Genomic DNA, 16,753 nt, shown 5'->3' with positions numbered 1-16,753 from the left:
CATGTACAGCAAACACTTCGGCCTGCGTGAGGCGCCGTTCAGCATCACGCCGGATACCAGCTATTTTTTCACCAGCCCGCATTCGCAGGAGGCGTTGAATACCTTGCTGGTGGCGGCGAAGAGCGGCGAAGGCTTCATCAAGATCACCGGCGAAGTCGGCACCGGCAAGACGCTGTTGTGCCGTAAATTCATTGCGACCATCGGTGCGGATTTTGTGACCGCCTATATTCCGAATCCGTACCTGGAGCCACGCACGCTGATGCTGGCCCTGGCCGACGAGCTGGAAGTGACGCTGGAGCGCGATGTGGACCAGCACCAGTTGCTGAAATCGATCACGCACCGCCTGATGGATCTGGCGCGCGAAGGCAAGCAGGTCTTGCTGCTGCTGGATGAGGCGCAGGCGATTCCGACCGAAAGCCTGGAGGCCTTGCGCCTGCTGACCAATCTGGAAACCGAAAAGCGCAAGCTGCTGCAGATCGTGCTGTTTGGCCAGCCGGAGCTGAACCAGCATTTGCAGGAAAATTCGATCCGCCAGCTAGCGCAGCGCATCACCTTCCATTATCATCTCGGCCCATTGTCGCGCGACGATATTGAATATTATCTGGCGCACCGTTTGCGTGTGGCGGGGTATGCCGGTGGACGGTTGTTCAGCCGTGGCGCGATCGCGGGTTTATACAAGTCCAGCGGCGGCATTCCGCGGCTGGTCAACATCATGGCCAACAAGGCGCTCATGCTGTGCTACGGCGAAGGCAAGCAGCAGGTGACGCGCCGCCATGTACATCTCGCTGCCAGCGATACGGTGATGCCGCAAGGCCGCCTGCGCTGGGCGTGGATGGCGGCGGGCGTGAGCCTGCTGATTGCCGCTTGCGGCCTGACCTGGGCACTGACGAAATGAGCTTGATTAATAAAATGCTGCAGGACCTGGATGCACGCGGCGGTGGCGGCGAGCCGGCCTTGAGCCCGCAGGAAGTAAAGGCCGTGCCGGCCATGGAACGGGATCGCCGTCCGCTGATTGTGGGCGGGGCGGCGGCGGGTGTGCTGGTACTGGCAGCCGGCGGCTGGTATGGCTGGCAGTACTGGCGTTCACACAACGCGCCGGCTGCGGCGCCGGTGCCCGCAGCGCGCGTGGTGGACAACCGCATTCCAGACCGGCCACGCTTCCAGGAACCGCCGGCGGCATCTGGCGCCGCTGCCGTCGCGCCGTCGCCTGCCGTCAGCGCGCCGGCTTCCGCGCAGCCGGCAGAGCACAGCGCGCCCGCAGCGGAACGCGCCGTGCCGGAGCCTGCGCCCGCCAAGCCGAAACCTGCGGAGCATGTAACGGCCGAAGCGCGCCGCGAGGAGAGCGACATGCCTGCAATGGTGCAGCAGCGCAAGGCGATGCGCGCCGCTGCGGCCACGCCGGCCACCGGTGACGGCGTCGTGCTGCGCGAACTTACGCCTAAACAAATGTCGGAAAACAGCTACCGCCGCGCGCTGGGCCATCTGCAGGAAGGCCGTGTCAACGCAGCGCTGGTGGAGCTGGACAAGTCCGTCGAACTCGATCCGCGCAACGAGGCTGCACGTCAGACCTATGTCAGCCTGCTGCTGGAAAACAAACGCACCGACGACGCCATCCGCCAGCTGCGTCTGGCCCTGGGCATCGATCCGCGCCAGCCCGGCCTGGCCATGGTGCTGGCGCGCCTGCAACTGGAACGCGGCGATCCCGCGCTGGACACGCTGCTCAAAACGCTGCCGTACGCTGGCGCCAGTCCCGACTATCACGCCTTCCTGGCGGGCGTGCTGCAGCGCGAACAGCGCCACGCCGAAGCGGCGCAGCACTACCGCGATGCGTTGCAGCTGTCGCCGCAAAATGCAGTGTGGTGGATGGGACTGGGCATCTCGCTGCAAGCCGACCAGCATCTGCCGGAAGCGCGCGAAGCCTACAACCGCGCCCGCAGCACCGGCGGTCTGACGCCGGAACTGCGCAGCTTTGTCGATCGCAAGATAGAACAGCTGTCGCGCTAATCAGAGCGCCGCTTGTGCACCCCAGATCTGCTTCATGCTGAAGCGGATCGATGCCTGGTCCTCGCTCAGGGACTCGGTGATGCTGCAGCCATCGGCGCCAGTGCGGCGCACCGGTGCCGGCGACAGCACGCCGCCAGCCGGATCGCGCAGGCAGTGGATGCCGCGCGCCGCGCCGCCATCCAGCCGCTGGCTGACTACCCCAATCTCACCGCTGGCCAGGCGCACCAGGCAGCCCGGCGGATAATCGCCCAGCTCCTGCTGGAATTGCCGCGACAGCGACGCATCAACCGGCGCCATCTTGTCCTCGACCAGATTGCGCAAGGCCTGATGCGGCGGCAGCGAGCGGCGGTAATTGCGCGCCGATACCTGCGCGCAGTAACGGTCGGCCAGGCTCAGTAGCTTGGCATTCAAGGTCACTTCGGGACTGGCGATGCCGGCCGGGTAGCCGCTGCCTTCGTCGTTCTCATGGTGCATCAGCACGCAGGAAATCCAGTCATCGTCTTCCACGCCCACGCAGCGCAGCATGTCCACGCTTTCCTCCGGGTGGCGGCGCACGATGGCCATTTCCTCGCTGGTCAGCGGCGTATTCTTGTTCTGGAAGCCTTCATGATGGCGCAGCATGCCGACGTTCATGGTCAGCGCAGCAGCGGTCACGGTGAGCGTGCTGGTGGCGCTCATCTGCATGCTGTGGGCGATGACCACCGTGACCACGGCGGTTTCAATACAGTGGCGTACCGCGTAGCTGCCGTTGATCTGGCTCAGGAAAATACAGGCCAGCGCGATGTCCGGGTTGAGGTCAACCGCATCGATGACTTCGCGCGCGATGTCGCGGATATCGGCCTCCGCATTGTGTTCGTTGCGCAGGTTGTGCAGCAGGCGCTCCAGCCGGCGATTGGATTCGTTCAGCTGATGCAGCACCGACGATGGCGCGGCCAATGGATTGGTGTCGGACATTTTTCGATCCCGATCTTAAACTTTACCCAGCCGCTCCAGTGCGAGGGCCAGGGTCTCATCTTTTTTGGCGAAGCAGAAGCGGACAATGCCCGACTCCTTGCCTTGCTGGTAAAACGCCGAAACGGGAATCGCGGCCACCTTGATTTCGGTGGTCAGCCATTCGGCAAATTCGGCTTCGGTGCGGGTGGAAATCTGATCGTAGCGGACGCACTGGAAGTAGGTGCCGTCGGCCGGCAGCAGTTCGAAGCGCGTGTTCTTCAAGCCTTCGCGGAACAGGTCGCGCTTGCGCTGGTAGAACGCCGGCAGTTCCAGGTAGGGCCTGGGATCGGCCATGTAGCTGGCAATGCCGTGCTGCATAGGCGTGTTGACGCTGAAGACGTTGTACTGGTGGACCTTGCGGAACTCCGCCATCAGCGGCGCCGGCGCAGCGACATAGCCGATCTTCCAGCCGGTCACGTGATAGGTCTTGCCAAAGCTGGAGACGACAAACGCGCGCGCCGCCAGGTCCGGGTAGCGGCTGACCGACTCGTGCCGGTGGCCGTCGTAGACCATGTGTTCATACACCTCGTCCGACAGGATCAGCACATCGGTGCCGCGCACGATGTCGCTGAGCGCCTGCATGTCGGCGGCGCGCAGCACGGTGCTGGTCGGGTTGTGCGGGGTGTTGATGATGATGAGGCGCGTCTTGCTGTTGACCGCTGCCGCCACCTTGGACCACGGCACGCTGTAGCCATCGGCGCCCACTTCCATCTCAACCGTTACCGGCACGCCGCCGGCCAGCGTAATCGCCGGCACATAGCTGTCGTACACCGGTTCGATCACGATGACTTCATCGCCCGGATGGACGCAGCACAGGATGGCGGTGGTGAGCGCCTGCGTGGCGCCCGAGGTGACCGTGATCTCGCTGTCAACGTTGTACTCGCAGCCGTAGATGGCGGCGATCTTGGCGACGATGGCCTGGCGCAGCACGGGCGCGCCGCTCATCATCGGGTACTGGTTGAAGTCCGCCTGCATGGCATCGTTGACGGCGGTGATCAGGCTGCGTTCGCAACCAAAGTCAGGGAAGCCCTGGCCCAGGTTGACGGCGCCCGCCTGCGCGGCCAGCATGGACATGCGGGTGAATACGGTGGTTCCGACCGCCGGCAAGCGGGTGGTCAGGGACGGCGTCATCGGCAAATTGGTGCGGCTGTTCATGGCGACTTGATAGTGGATGGATGACCTATTCTAGCGCAGCCCGCACGGTTTGGTGTGGCTATACGTCCAAGCTCCACTTCTCAGGCAACATCACTTTGAACATGCCCTCGCGCGCGAGGCGGCGGGCCAGCTTCAGCAGCGCCTTGTCTTTGGTGATGAGCACATGGGCCTGGGCGTCGCGCGCCAGTTCCAGGAATTTCTGGTCGTCCTTGTCGCTGCACGCGGGCAGGCGCACGCCGGAGACGGGCGGCGCCACCACCTTGATCAAGGCATCAAAGCGGGCCGCGGCCAGCGGGCGCGTGTCATCGTCCAGCGGCAGGTGCTTGTAGTGCAGCACGACGTTGTATTCGTCGCGGCAATCCGAGCGCGTGATTACGTCGATCGCGCCGTTTTCCATCGCCGATAGCAGCGCCGACCAGCGCGGGTCCTTGAAGACGAACAGGTCCAGGCAAACATTGGTGTCGATGACGATGCGTTGTCGGATGGAATTCGTTGGAACAGGTATCATGTTGGGTAGTTCTTGTAAAAATGTATTTTGGAATCTTATGCTGATAGTGCTTTCCCCGGCAAAAAGTCTCGATCTGGAGACCCCGCCCACCACCAAGCTGCGCACCGAACCGTCGTTTCTCGATCACTCCGAACAACTGATCCATCGCCTGCGCGAATTTTCGCCGGCCGAGCTCGGTGAGCTCATGGACTTGTCCGACAACCTGTCCTCGCTGAACGTGGCGCGCTATGCGTCGTGGACCAGGGACACCAGCGAAGCCCGCCAGGCAGTCATGACCTTCAATGGCGACGTCTACGATGGCCTCGATGCGCGCACGCTCAAGCCGTCCCAGCTGGATTATGCGCAGTCGCGCATCCGCATTCTGTCCGGCCTGTACGGCATGCTGCGTCCGCTGGATGTGATTCACCCGCACCGCCTGGAAATGGGCACGCGCCTGAACACCCTGCGTGGCAAGAGCCTGTATGACTTCTGGGGCGACACCATTGCCAACGCGCTCAACCAGACGGCGCAAGAGCAGGGCGCCGAAACGCTGGTCAACCTGGCGTCGGAAGAGTATTTCAAATCGGTCAAGCCGAAGACGCTGCAACTGCCGGTGATTACACCGCTGTTCGAGGACTTCAAGAACGGCAAGTACAAAATCATCTCGTTCTACGCCAAGCGTGCGCGCGGCCTGATGGCGCGCTATGCGGCGGTCAAAGGCATCACCGATCCGAAGAAACTCAAAAAGTTCGATATCGACGGCTATGCTTTCGTCCCGGACGCCTCCGACGACAAGACCTGGATCTTCCGCCGCAAGCTGGCGGCCTAAAAAAACGGGGTCAGTTCTTGCAATCCAACACGGGCTCTGCCGTAGTGATGCTACGGCAGAGCCCGTGTTGGATTGCAAGAACTGACCCCGGATTTTTACATCGAAGCGTTGGAGCTCCAGAACTTCCACCAGTGACGTTCGGCTCTTTTGCCTTCGTCCAGGAACTTGGAGTTCGGGTAGTTGAGCCTGAAGACGCGCTCGGTGTCGTTGCGCAGTTCGGTCATGCCCAACTTGTCGTAGCTGCGGATCATGATGAACAGCGCTTCTTCGATCGACGGCGAATCGCGGAAGTCGCTCATGATGCCCATGGCGCGGTTGGCTGCTGCCAGATAGGCGCCCCGGCGGTAGTAGTAGCGCGCCACGTGGATTTCGTAGGAGGCCATGGCGTTGATCAGATAACGCATACGGTCCAGCGAGTCCGGGGTATACTTGCTGTTCGGGAACTTGGTAACGAGTTCCTTGAAGGCTGCGTAGGCTTCACGCGTGGCTTTCGGGTCGCGCTCGGTGGCGTCCTGCTCGTAGACGAAGTTCAGGAAGCTGACCTGGTCGTTGAAGTTGATCAGGCCGCGCAGATAGTACATATAATCGACGTTGGCGTGATTCGGGTGCAGCTTGATGAAGCGCTCCACCGCTGCCAGCGCCTGGGCCTGGTCCTGTGATTTGTAGTAGGCATAGGCGATATTCATCTGCGCCTGCTGGGCATAGGTGCCGAAAGGATAGCTCGATTCCAGCTTCTCAAACAACTGAATTGCGCGCTCGTAGTGCTGGCCATCCAGTTCTTCGCTCGCCTCCGAGTATAATTTCGTAGCGCTCCAACCTTTTGTTTCGTCGGCTTTTTCAGAGAAAAGGCCACAACCGGACAAACCAAGCAGAACTACTGTTGCTGCGACTACCGATAATTTTTTTTGCATATCTTTTGCAAGAAACTGTTTAACCAAAGTTTTACGAGGCTAATTATAGCCGATAGGATTACCGTGATATTAAACGCAAAGCCGAATTTGGCCGAATCTTCCTCCGAAACCGATGCCGACCTGATCGCCAATGATGGCGATTTTGGCGACGACGATGACGGCCTGGCTCCGATCGAACTGCAGCTGACCGCCGAATTCTGCGGCCAGCGCCTGGATAAAGTCATTTCCGGCCTGGTCCCGCAATTTTCCCGTGGCCGTCTGCAAACCTGGATTACCGACGGCTTTGTGACGGTGGACGGCAAGCCGGCCAAAAGCACCAAGGATACCGTCTACGGCGACGAGAAGGTCATCATTCTGCCCCAACCGGAGCCGGAAGACGAGGCTTTTAAGCCGGAATCGATGGAACTTAACATAGTTTTTGAAGATGACCATCTGATTGTGATTAATAAACCGGCCGGCCTGGTGGTTCACCCGGGCGCCGGCAACTGGTCCGGCACGCTGCTGAACGGCCTGCTGCACCATTGTCCGCAGCTGGCTGGCGTGCCGCGCGCCGGCATCGTCCACCGCCTGGACAAGGACACCAGCGGCCTGATGGTGGTCGGCAAGACGCTGGCCGCGCAGACCGACCTGGTGCGCCAGCTGGCGGCCCGTACCGTCAAGCGCGAGTACTTTGCTTTGGTGTGGGGCACGCCGCGGATTAGCGGTACTATTGATGCGGCCATGGGACGCCACCCGCGCGAGCGCGTCAAGATGGCGGTTTCGACCGCCATGGGCTCCAAGCCAGCCATTACGCATTATTCGCTGATTTCCAGCGGCAAGCTGGGCGAGGGCCGTCCCGTGAGTCTGGTGCAGTGCCGCCTGGAGACGGGCCGTACCCACCAGATCCGCGTGCACATGATGTCGATTGGCTTCCCGCTGGTCGGCGACACGGTGTATGGCAAGCCGCACCTGGCCGACTATTTCCCGCGCCAGGCGCTGCAAGCGCGCCGCCTGGGGCTGGTGCATCCGGCCACCGGCGAGCAGTGCGAGTGGATGGTGCCGCTGGCAGACGATTTTGCCGCACTGCTGGCCCGCGCCGGCATTGAGGAACCGGAACAAATTTGATGTCTACACAGCAGCAGTGGTTAATCCCGCACTGGCCGGGCTTGCCTGACAATGTGGGGGTGCTGTCGACTACCCGGCGCGGCGGCGTCAGCCCGGCGCCGTATGACGATGGCATGGGCGGCGGCGGCCTGAATCTGGGCACCCACGTGGGCGACCAGCCCCACAACGTGGCGCGCAACCGCGCCATCGTGGGGGACATGCTGCCGGCTGAGCCGGTCTGGCTGTCGCAGGTGCATGGTACGGTAGTGGCCAATGTGGCCGACGTGCGGCCGCAGGAAGTACCGGATGCGGATGCCAGCCTGTCTACGGTGCCTGGCAGGGTGTGCGTCATCATGACGGCTGACTGCCTGCCGGTCCTGTTTGCTGACAAAGAGGGCAAGACGGTGGCTGCGGCCCACGCCGGCTGGCGCGGCCTGGCATCGGGCGTGCTGGAGCGCACGGTGGAGGCCATGCGCGCAGCGGGCGCGGGCGAGCTGACTGCCTGGATGGGGCCGGCCATCGGCGCCTATCAGTTCGAGGTCGGCCCGGATGTGATGCAAGCCTTTTTGAATGGCGCGGTGGACGATTCTGGCGTGCGCCATGTGAAGGCGGCCTTCAGTACTATCGACGGCAAGCCGGGCAAGTATCTGTGCGATATCTACGGTCTGGCGCGCTATCTGCTGCACCGCGCCGGCGTCGCCAGTGTGCATGGCGGCGAGTTCTGCACCGTATCCAACTCCGGCCGTTTCTATTCCTACCGCCGCGATGGCGTCACCGGCCGTCAGGCCACGCTAATCTGGCTTAAATGAACCAGTATCCCGTGCGGCTTGCTCAGCAGCCCGCCGCCGGGCTTTGCGCTTGCCTGTTCCCGCGATGTACATCAAAGTGCCCAAGGGCAGCACGCAATAGAACAAAAACGTTACAATTCCCGCAACGACGGATGTCTCCGTCAAGGCCATCAGTCCGACTACATAGATCCAAGCAACAGCAACAATCAGCATTGTGTTTAACTCACTTTTAGGGAACCACAGATGAATATGCCAGATCCTCAAGCTTTTGCCAGTGCCTGGATGGAATCCAATCCGCTGGCCGCCATGATGCAGGATACCGGCGCGCACATCAAGCCAGAGGCGATGGAGCAGCTGAAAAATGACTATCTCAAGGACTTCGGGGTGTTGTGGCAGGATTTTATTAGCGGCAAGACGCCAGCCATCAGCGACCGCCGCTTCAGTTCGGCTGCCTGGCAGGGCAATCCGATGTCGGCGTTTAATGCAGCTGCGTATCTGCTGAATGCCAAATTCCTCAATGCGATGGTGGAGACGGTGGAAGCCAATGCGCAGCAAAAGCAGAAAATCCGCTTTGCCGTGCAGCAGATCATTGATGCGATGTCGCCTGCCAACTTCCTGGCCACCAATCCGGAAGCGCAGCAGAAGATGATCGAGACCAAGGGCGAGAGCCTGAGCAAGGGCCTGGCCAATATGCTGGCCGACATGAACAAGGGCCATATCTCGCTGTCGGACGAATCGGCGTTTGAAGTGGGCCGCAACCTGGCCACGACCGAGGGCACGGTGGTGTATGAAAATCCGCTGTTCCAGCTGATCCAGTATAAGCCGCAGACCGAAAGCGTCAACCAGACGCCGCTGCTGATGGTGCCGCCTTGCATCAACAAGTTCTACATTCTGGACCTGCAGCCGGAAAACTCGCTGGTGCGTTATGCGGTAGAGCAGGGCAATACCGTGTTCCTGGTCTCGTGGTCGAATCCGGACAAATCGCTGGCCAACACCACCTGGGACGATTACGTCGACAAAGGCGTGATCCAGGCCATCCGCGTGACGCAGGAGATCACCGGCGAAGACAAGCTGAATATGTTCGGCTTCTGCGTCGGCGGCACCATCGTCTCGACCGCACTGGCGGTGCTGGCAGCGCGTGGCGAGCAGGCGGCCAACAGTCTGACCCTGCTGACCACCTTCCTCGACTTCAGCGACACCGGCGTGCTGGATGTGTTTGTCGATGAAGCGCAAGTGGCGATCCGCGAGCAGCAGCTCAAGGCGGGTGGCCTGATGCCGGGCCGCGACCTGGCGACAACGTTCTCCAGCCTGCGTCCGAACGACCTGGTGTGGAACTATGTGCAGTCCAACTACCTCAAAGGCAACGATCCAGCCGCGTTTGACCTGCTGTACTGGAACTCGGACAGCACCAATCTGCCGGGGCCGATGTTCTGCTGGTATCTGCGTAACACTTACCTTGAAAACAAGCTCAAGACCGGCAAACTGGTGGTGGCGGGAGAGACGGTGGACTTGAGCAAAATCGATGCACCGGCCTTCATCTACGGTTCGCGTGAAGACCATATCGTGCCATGGCCGTCGGCATTCGGTTCGCTCAGCATCCTGACCGGCAAAACCCGCTTTGTGCTGGGTGCGTCAGGCCATATTGCCGGCGTCATCAATTCGCCCGTCAAGAACAAGCGTAGCTATTGGATCAACGATGGCACGGCGAAAACGGCCGATGCCTGGTTCGATGGCGCGGCGGAAAAGCCGGGCAGCTGGTGGCCGGAATGGGCCGGCTTCCTGAACGACCATGGCGGCAAAAAGGTCAAGCCCAAAGCCAAGCCGGGGAATACCAGATACAAGCCAATCGAGGCCGCGCCGGGCCGCTACGTGAAGGTGAAAGCTGATTAATTTTCATGTGGGGAAAAAGCAAAAAATTGTTCAACTGTAAATTTGGTTGCGTTGCAATAAATGCCAAAAGTTATATCAGATTGTGCAGGACTCGCTTTTTCCCCTCTATAATAGGTGTAGTAGGCACGTGGAAAGAGGACTACCCGTCCGCTTTCTTTCCGACTTTTTAGAGTACGCGCTGCGGCGCAATAAACGGACTTGTGATGAGTAGTGCGAAAAAAAATGCTGACCGCCTGATTAAAAAATATCCTAACCGTCGTCTGTATGACACGCAGACCAGCTCCTACATCACGTTGACCGACGTGAAACAGCTGGTCCTGGATAACGAAGAATTCACCGTCGTCGATGCCAAGACCAATGAAGACCTGAGCCGCAGCATCCTGCTGCAGATCATTCTGGAAGAAGAGGCCAGCGGCGCGCCGATGTTCTCCAGCGACGTACTGGCCCAGATCATCCGCTTCTATGGCCACGCCATGCAGGGCATGATGGGTTCCTACCTGGAGAAGAACGTCCAGGCCTTTACCGATATCCAGCGTAAGTTCACCAGCACCGCCGTGGGCGGCCAGCCGTTCAGCCCGGAAATGTGGACCCAGTTCATGAATGTGCAGGGCCCGATGATGCAGGGCATGATGAACAATTACATCGACCAGAGCAAGAGCCTGTTCGTGCAGATGCAGGAACAGATGCAGAGCCAGAGCAAAAACCTGTTCGGTACCTTCCCGTTCGCACCAGTCCCGCCTACCGATAAAAAGTAATTTCGCTACGTGTTGCAGTGCGTATAGACGGCACAGTCTCCTCAGGTGGCTGTGCCGTTTTTGTAACTAGGCTACAAAATCCACCAATAATTCGTTGACACCCGAAATTCTTCGCTGTTAGTATCTAATCATCTTGTGGAAGCGCTTCCACTTCATGTTCAAGCGAAGGAGCTTTTGTGGTTGAAGAGACGTTTTCGCCGCCGGCCGGCTCGGTCCTGTGGCGCAAGGATTTCCTGGTAGGCGCGGCCACCGCGGCGTATCAGATTGAAGGCGCGATCCATGAAGATGGCCGTATCCCGTCGATCTGGGATACTTTTTCCGCCACGCCCGGCAAAACGCTGGCCGGCGATACTGGCGAATTCGCCTGCGATCATTATCACCGCTGGCAGGAAGACGTCGAACTGCTGGCATCCCTGAACGTCGGCGCCTACCGCCTGTCGATCTCCTGGCCGCGTGTCGTGACCGCTGACGGCCAGCCGAACCAGAAAGGCATCGCGTTCTACCGCAACCTGCTGAAGGCGCTGCGCGCCAAGGGCCTCAAAACGTTCGTCACCCTGTACCACTGGGACCTGCCGCAGCACCTGGAAGACAAGGGCGGCTGGGTCAACCGCGACACCGCCTACAAGTTTGCTGAATACGCCGACATCATCAGCAAGGAACTCAAAGGCCTGGTCGATGCGTGGGCCACGCTGAACGAGCCATGGTGCTCGGCCATGCACGGCTACGGCACCGGCCACCACGCGCCGGGCAAGCAGGACGTGGTGTTTGCGACGCAGGCCATGCACCATCTGCTGCTGGGCCACGGCCTGGCCGTGCAGCATCTGCGCGCCAACGATCCGGCAGCGCAAGTGGGCATCGTCGCCAATGTGGGCCGTGGCACCAGCACGGACGCCAGCCCGGCCGGCCAGCGCGCTGCGTGGCTGTTCGAGCTGCAGCACAATAACTGGATCCTCGATCCGCTGCTCAAAAAATCCTATCCCTCCGCTTTGTGGGAGTTGTGGCCAGGCGCTGAGCCGACCATCCTCAATGGCGATATGGACATCATCGGCGCGCCGCTCGACTTCCTGGGGATTAACTACTACTTCCGCACCAATGTGGTGAGCGACGGTAAGCACGGCTACACCGAAGTCGATCTGGACGGCGTGGAGCGCACGCAAATGGGATGGGAAGTGTACCCGGATGGCCTGCGCCATCTGCTGGTCGGCTTCCACCAGGAGTATGCTAATCTGCCGCCGATTTACATTACCGAAAACGGCATGGCCACTGACGATAGTGTCATTGACGGCGAGGTCGATGACCACCAGCGCATCTCCTTCCTGAACCGCCATCTGGAGGCAGTGAACCAGGCGGTGAAAGCCGGTGTGGATGTACGTGGCTACTTTATCTGGTCGCTGATGGACAATTTCGAATGGGCCTTTGGATATGAGCGCCGTTTCGGTATTATCCATGTCGACTACGCCACGCAAAAGCGCACGCTGAAACGCAGCGCGAAACTGGTTACACAATTTTTGGCGGAGAGAGCGTCCAAAAATTAAGCTGTACGAATAGAATGGGGCGCTCGACGCCCTCACGGAGACAGACAGTATGTACAAAGCCTCAAAGCTGGGCAGCGCCATTGCGCTCGCCCTGGTAGCAAGTGGTGCAGCTCACGCACAAGCGCCGTTGAAAGCAACCGTCATTCATTGGTGGACCTCGGGTGGCGAGTCGGCCGCAGTCAGGCAGTTCGCCGAAGCCTATAACAAGGCGGGCGGCCAGTGGGTCGACCAGGCTATCGCCGGCGCCGACCAGTCGCGCGCCACCACCATCAACCGCATCGTCGGCGGCAATGCGCCGACCGCAGCGCAGTTCAACACCTCCAAGCAGTTCCGCGACTTCGTGGAGCAGGGCCTGCTGAATAACGTCGATGACGTCGCGATCGCGGGCAAGTGGGACCAGATCATGCCGCCGTCGATCCTGCAAGCGATCAAGATCAATGGCCACTTCTATGCGGCGCCGGTGGACATCCACATGCCTGCATGGTTCTTCTACTCCAAAGCTGCATATAAAAAAGCCGGCATCACCAACGAGCCGCAGACCTGGGAAGAATTCCTGGCGCAGCTGGGCAAGCTGAAAGCCGCAGGCGTGGTGCCGCTGGCCTTCGGTGGCCAGGTGTGGCAGGAGAAGATCACCTTCGACGCCATCTTCGCCATGGTCGGTGGTGCGGACCTGTACCTCAAGGTGTACCGCGACCGCGACCAGAAATCCGTCATGTCCCCCGCCTTCAAACAGGTGCTGGTTGAATTCAAAAAGCTCAAAGGCTTTGTGGATGCTGGCTCGCCAGGCCGCAACTGGAACGACGCGACCGCAATGGTCGTACAGGGCAAAGCCGGCGTGCAGATCATGGGCGACTGGGCCAAGGGCGAATTCGCCGCCGCCAAACAAGTCGCGGGCAAGGACTTCGGCTGCTACCCGGGCTTCGGTCCGAAAGCGCCGTACATCGTGGCCGGTGATGCCTTCGTGTTCCCGAAAACGAATGACGCCAATGCCATCAAGGCGCAAAAACTTTTGGCCAATGTGGTAACGTCTCCAACGGCCCAGGTAGCGTTCGCAGCGCGTAAGGGCGCGATCCCGATTCGCGGCGACGTCGATGAATCGCAGCTGGATATTTGCGCGCGCCAGGGCCTGGCCATCATGCGCGACAAGTCACGCCAACTGCCCAATACCGAGATGCTGGCTTCACCGGATACCACCGGCGCACTGCAGGACGTGCTGACCAGCTACTGGAACAAGAACCAGTCGCCGGAAGACGCGCAAAAAGCGTTTGCCCGCGCCATTAAAGGCGAATAAGTCATGACCAAGAAACGTATCAACGTTTCATTCGCGGCCTACGTCGCCATCTTGCCGATGGCGTTGACCGTGCTGCTGGCCTACCTCGGCACCATGCTGTGGACAGCCCGCGTATCAGTCAGTAGCTCGCGGACTTTCCCTGCCAGCGACTTTGTCGGCGCCTCGCAGTATGTCCGCCTGTTCAACAACGAGCGCTGGCTGCTGTCGCTGCAAAACGTCGCGGTCTACGGCGTGCTGTTCATCGTCCTGTGCCTGCTGATCGGCTTCCTGCTGGCGGTGTTCATCGACCAGAAAGTGATGGCGGAAGGCGCATTGCGTACCGTGTTCCTGTATCCGTATGCGATGTCGTTCGTGGCCACGGGCCTGATCTGGCAGTGGATACTGAATCCCGAACTGGGCATCCAGGAAGTGCTGCATAAAATGGGCTGGGCCAATGCGCAATTCGACTGGATAGTCGACCAGGACATGGCCATCTACACCATCGTGATTGCTACTGTATGGCAGGCGTCCGGCCTGGTGATGGCGCTGATGCTGTCCGGCCTGCGCGGCGTGGATGAAGAAATCTGGAAGGCCGCCCGTATCGACGGCATCCCGCGCTGGCGCGTCTACTGCAGCATCGTGCTGCCGATGCTGGGGGCTTCGGTATCGACCGCCTTCGTGCTGCTGTTCGTGATGGTGGTGAAGGTATTCGACGCTGTCGTCGCTATGACGCAGGGCGGTCCTGGCACGGCCAGCGAAGTGCCGGCCAAGTTCATCATGGATTATCTGTTCGGCCGCGCCAATATCGGCCTGGCTTCCGCTGCTTCGATCGTACTGCTGCTGACAGTACTGGCCATCGTCGCGCCGCTGTATTTTGTGCGTAACCGCCGCGCTGCGATGGGGGCATGATGGGACAAGTTGTGAAACTCGATAAAACCACCGGCGTTGCCGCCGCTGAAGCGGTGCATCCCAATGCCGCCAACGACGCCAGCATCCCGACACCGCGTCCACGCCGCAGCCTGGCGTGGACACCGGCGCGCATCGGCGTCTATGCCTTCCTGATGATCGCCGCGCTGTTCTTCCTGCTGCCGCTGTACGTGATGCTGGTGACGTCGGTGAAACCGATGGAAGAGATCCGTCTTGGCACGCTGTTCGCGCTGCCGCAGCACTTCACGCTGGAGCCATGGACCCAAGCCTGGTCATCGGCGTGTACGGGCCTGGAGTGCAATGGCATCCGTGGCGGCTTCTGGAACTCGGTCGCCATCGTCGTCCCCAGCACCATTTTGTCGATAGCGATCGGCGCGGTGAATGGCTATGCGCTGTCGTTCTGGCGTCCGCGCGGCGCCGGCTTCCTGTTTGCGATCCTGATGATGGGCGCCTTCATACCGGTGCAGGTGATGATCTACCCGCTGGTGCGCGTGCTGGCGTCGGTGAACCTGTTCAGCTCTCTGCCGGGCATCATCATCATCCACACCATCTTCGGCATGCCGGTGATGACGCTGCTGTTCCGTAACTACTATGCCGCGCTGCCGCTGGAACTGTTCAAGGCCGCGCGTATCGATGGCGGTGGTTTCTGGCGCATCTTCCTGCAGCTGATGGTACCGATGTCGACGCCGGTGATCGTGGTTGCCGTCATCATGCAGGTCACCGGCATCTGGAACGACTTCCTGCTGGGGCTTGTGTTTGCGGGTTCCGAGCATCTGCCGATGACGGTGCAGCTAAATAACATCATCAACACCACCACCGGCGAACGCCTGTACAACGTGAATATGGCGGCGACCATCCTGACCTCGGTCGTGCCGCTGGCGCTCTACTTTATTTCTGGCCGCTGGTTCGTGCGCGGCATCGCTTCTGGCGCTGTGAAGGGTTAAACATGTCTAACGTAGCTATTCGTAATTTGCAGATCCAACTCGGTGGCAACAAGGTCATCGAGTCCTTGAACCTGGACGTGAAAGCAGGGGAGTTCGTGGTGCTGCTCGGCCCATCGGGCTGCGGCAAATCGACACTGCTGCACAGTATCGCAGGCCTGATCGACACCAGCGCCGGCCAGATCGAAATTGGCGGCAAAGACATGACCTGGGCCGATCCCAAAGACCGCGGCATCGCGCTGGTGTTCCAGTCCTATGCGCTGTATCCGACCATGAACGTGGAATCGAATATGTCCTTCGGCTTGCGCATCAACGGCACGCCGAAAGCGGAGATTGCGCGCCGCGTCTCGCGCGCCTCCGACATGCTGCAACTGGGGCCGCTGCTCAAGCGCAAGCCGGCCAACCTGTCCGGTGGCCAGCGCCAACGCGTCGCCATCGGCCGCGCCATCGTGCGCGAAGCCGACGTCATGCTGTTTGACGAGCCACTGTCCAACCTCGACGCCAAGCTGCGCACAGAACTGCGCCGCGAACTGAAACAGCTGCACAAACAGCTCGGTGCCACCATGATCTACGTGACCCACGACCAGGTCGAGGCAATGACGCTGGCGCAGCGCATGGCCGTGATGAAAGGCGGCGTGGTGCAGCAGTTCGACACGCCGGACATCATCTACAACACGCCGGCCAACCTGTTCGTCGCCACCTTCCTCGGCTCGCCGGGCATGAACCTGTTCAAGGGCGAGGTCGAGCAGCAGGGCGGCCGCGCCATCTTCAGCAACCAGCACATGTCGGTCGACGTGACCGGCTATCCATTCAAGGCGCCACTGGCCGGCACGCACGCGTGCGTGCTGGGTGTGCGTCCCGAAGACATCGACGTCGGTCACAGCGACGGCGTCGGTCAGACGATGCGCGCATCGGTCTCGCTGATCGAGGCCATGGGCGCGCACCGCGTAGTGTGGCTGGATTTCCACGGTACCCAGGTGGCTGGCATCGTGCAAGACCAGCAGCAGATCGAAACCGAGAGCAGCATCACCTTCTCAGTCCGCACCAGCCGTATTTCCCTGTTTGACGGAGCCAGCGAACAGCGGCTCTAAAAAAATTTGGGGTCAGGTCCGTCATTTCTACACGACCTCATCCGTAACACGCGTTTACGGATGAGGTCGTGTAGAAATGACGGACCTGACCCCG

The 16,753-nt window shown here is 60.6% G+C and carries 16 protein-coding genes; 12 read left to right on the top strand and 4 right to left on the bottom strand.

Annotated elements, in window-relative coordinates; genetic code table 11:
* The first annotated feature begins 1 nt into the window (after position 1).
* A complete protein-coding gene (locus GTP58_RS29220; RefSeq protein WP_161080448.1) occupies positions 2-895 on the top strand; it encodes an ExeA family protein in 894 nt (297 codons plus the stop codon).
* Positions 892-2,004, top strand: coding sequence for a tetratricopeptide repeat protein (locus tag GTP58_RS29215; RefSeq protein ID WP_229215791.1), 1,113 nt, complete (start codon positions 892-894; stop codon positions 2,002-2,004). Before GTP58_RS29220 ends, GTP58_RS29215 begins: the two co-directional genes overlap by 4 nt.
* Here GTP58_RS29215 and GTP58_RS29210 read toward each other — a convergent pair whose 3' ends face one another.
* The 3 genes from GTP58_RS29210 to GTP58_RS29200 are packed head-to-tail and all read right to left on the bottom strand — an operon-like array spanning position 2,005 to position 4,660.
* Positions 2,005-2,958, bottom strand: a complete 954-nt coding sequence (locus tag GTP58_RS29210; RefSeq protein ID WP_161080447.1) for an HD-GYP domain-containing protein — start codon at positions 2,956-2,958, stop codon at positions 2,005-2,007.
* Positions 2,959-2,973: 15 nt separating this feature from the next.
* Positions 2,974-4,152, bottom strand: coding sequence for a pyridoxal phosphate-dependent aminotransferase (locus tag GTP58_RS29205; protein ID WP_161080446.1), 1,179 nt, complete (start codon positions 4,150-4,152; stop codon positions 2,974-2,976).
* Positions 4,153-4,210: 58 nt separating this feature from the next.
* Complete coding sequence (locus GTP58_RS29200; protein WP_161080445.1) at positions 4,211-4,660, bottom strand: putative toxin-antitoxin system toxin component, PIN family; 450 nt, start codon at positions 4,658-4,660, stop codon at positions 4,211-4,213.
* A 37-nt stretch (positions 4,661-4,697) separates the two neighbouring features.
* On the opposite strand from GTP58_RS29200, the gene yaaA reads away from it, so the two are divergent.
* Positions 4,698-5,468: a peroxide stress protein YaaA gene (gene yaaA / locus GTP58_RS29195; RefSeq protein WP_161080444.1), complete on the top strand. Its 771-nt coding sequence runs from the start codon at positions 4,698-4,700 to the stop codon at positions 5,466-5,468.
* Positions 5,469-5,563: 95 nt separating this feature from the next.
* Here the strand turns inward: yaaA and GTP58_RS29190 are convergent, their stop codons facing one another.
* A complete protein-coding gene (locus tag GTP58_RS29190) occupies positions 5,564-6,379 on the bottom strand; it encodes an outer membrane protein assembly factor BamD (protein WP_161080443.1) in 816 nt (271 codons plus the stop codon).
* Positions 6,380-6,466: 87 nt separating this feature from the next.
* Between GTP58_RS29190 and GTP58_RS29185 the strand changes: the two genes are divergently transcribed.
* The 9 genes from GTP58_RS29185 (at position 6,467) to GTP58_RS29145 (ending at position 16,659) form a co-directional block, all read left to right on the top strand.
* Positions 6,467-7,483 carry an RluA family pseudouridine synthase gene (locus GTP58_RS29185; RefSeq protein ID WP_202413903.1) on the top strand — a complete coding sequence of 339 codons (1,017 nt, stop codon included), beginning with the start codon at positions 6,467-6,469 and terminating at the stop codon, positions 7,481-7,483.
* Positions 7,483-8,271, top strand: coding sequence for a peptidoglycan editing factor PgeF (pgeF, locus tag GTP58_RS29180; protein WP_161080442.1), 789 nt, complete (start codon positions 7,483-7,485; stop codon positions 8,269-8,271). The genes GTP58_RS29185 and pgeF overlap by 1 nt, the downstream gene beginning before the upstream one ends.
* A 222-nt stretch (positions 8,272-8,493) precedes the next feature.
* Positions 8,494-10,140, top strand: a complete 1,647-nt coding sequence (gene phaC / locus GTP58_RS29175; protein ID WP_161080441.1) for a class I poly(R)-hydroxyalkanoic acid synthase — start codon at positions 8,494-8,496, stop codon at positions 10,138-10,140.
* Between the two features lie 203 nt (positions 10,141-10,343).
* The gene (phaR, locus tag GTP58_RS29170; RefSeq protein WP_072787375.1) at positions 10,344-10,895 is read left to right on the top strand and encodes a polyhydroxyalkanoate synthesis repressor PhaR; all 552 of its coding nucleotides are present in this window, start codon (positions 10,344-10,346) and stop codon (positions 10,893-10,895) included.
* 176 nt (positions 10,896-11,071) lie between these two features.
* Positions 11,072-12,430, top strand: a complete 1,359-nt coding sequence (locus GTP58_RS29165) for a GH1 family beta-glucosidase (protein ID WP_161080440.1) — start codon at positions 11,072-11,074, stop codon at positions 12,428-12,430.
* A 49-nt stretch (positions 12,431-12,479) separates the two neighbouring features.
* The gene (locus GTP58_RS29160) at positions 12,480-13,721 is read left to right on the top strand and encodes an ABC transporter substrate-binding protein (protein ID WP_161080439.1); all 1,242 of its coding nucleotides are present in this window, start codon (positions 12,480-12,482) and stop codon (positions 13,719-13,721) included.
* 3 nt (positions 13,722-13,724) lie between these two features.
* Positions 13,725-14,609 carry a carbohydrate ABC transporter permease gene (locus tag GTP58_RS29155; protein WP_161080438.1) on the top strand — a complete coding sequence of 295 codons (885 nt, stop codon included), beginning with the start codon at positions 13,725-13,727 and terminating at the stop codon, positions 14,607-14,609.
* The gene (locus GTP58_RS29150) at positions 14,606-15,571 is read left to right on the top strand and encodes a carbohydrate ABC transporter permease (protein WP_373924794.1); all 966 of its coding nucleotides are present in this window, start codon (positions 14,606-14,608) and stop codon (positions 15,569-15,571) included. The genes GTP58_RS29155 and GTP58_RS29150 overlap by 4 nt, the downstream gene beginning before the upstream one ends.
* Before the next feature lie 2 nt (positions 15,572-15,573).
* Positions 15,574-16,659 (top strand): ABC transporter ATP-binding protein, encoded by a 1,086-nt coding sequence (locus GTP58_RS29145; RefSeq protein WP_161080437.1) that lies wholly within the window; start codon positions 15,574-15,576, stop codon positions 16,657-16,659.
* Positions 16,660-16,753: the final 94 nt, after the last annotated feature.

It is taken from the genome of Duganella sp. CY15W (genome assembly GCF_009857555.1).
GTDB lineage: Bacteria > Pseudomonadota > Gammaproteobacteria > Burkholderiales > Burkholderiaceae_D > Rugamonas > Rugamonas sacchari.
Note: the sequence above shows the minus strand (reverse complement) of the source record. Positions and strands in the feature narration are given on the sequence as shown.

Bases quoted from the DNA above. Each gene is read 5' to 3' on its own strand.
- GTP58_RS29220 (WP_161080448.1), top strand. From the start codon at position 2: ATGTACAGCAAACACTTCGGCCTGCGTGAGGCGCCGTTCAGCATCACG.
- GTP58_RS29215 (WP_229215791.1), top strand. From the start codon at position 892: ATGAGCTTGATTAATAAAATGCTGCAGGACCTGGATGCACGCGGCGGT.
- GTP58_RS29210 (WP_161080447.1), bottom strand. From the start codon at position 2,958: ATGTCCGACACCAATCCATTGGCCGCGCCATCGTCGGTGCTGCATCAG.
- GTP58_RS29205 (WP_161080446.1), bottom strand. From the start codon at position 4,152: ATGAACAGCCGCACCAATTTGCCGATGACGCCGTCCCTGACCACCCGC.
- GTP58_RS29200 (WP_161080445.1), bottom strand. From the start codon at position 4,660: ATGATACCTGTTCCAACGAATTCCATCCGACAACGCATCGTCATCGAC.
- yaaA (WP_161080444.1), top strand. From the start codon at position 4,698: ATGCTGATAGTGCTTTCCCCGGCAAAAAGTCTCGATCTGGAGACCCCG.
- GTP58_RS29190 (WP_161080443.1), bottom strand. From the start codon at position 6,379: ATGCAAAAAAAATTATCGGTAGTCGCAGCAACAGTAGTTCTGCTTGGT.
- pgeF (WP_161080442.1), top strand. From the start codon at position 7,483: ATGTCTACACAGCAGCAGTGGTTAATCCCGCACTGGCCGGGCTTGCCT.
- phaC (WP_161080441.1), top strand. From the start codon at position 8,494: ATGAATATGCCAGATCCTCAAGCTTTTGCCAGTGCCTGGATGGAATCC.
- phaR (WP_072787375.1), top strand. From the start codon at position 10,344: ATGAGTAGTGCGAAAAAAAATGCTGACCGCCTGATTAAAAAATATCCT.
- GTP58_RS29160 (WP_161080439.1), top strand. From the start codon at position 12,480: ATGTACAAAGCCTCAAAGCTGGGCAGCGCCATTGCGCTCGCCCTGGTA.
- GTP58_RS29155 (WP_161080438.1), top strand. From the start codon at position 13,725: ATGACCAAGAAACGTATCAACGTTTCATTCGCGGCCTACGTCGCCATC.
- GTP58_RS29150 (WP_373924794.1), top strand. From the start codon at position 14,606: ATGATGGGACAAGTTGTGAAACTCGATAAAACCACCGGCGTTGCCGCC.
- GTP58_RS29145 (WP_161080437.1), top strand. From the start codon at position 15,574: ATGTCTAACGTAGCTATTCGTAATTTGCAGATCCAACTCGGTGGCAAC.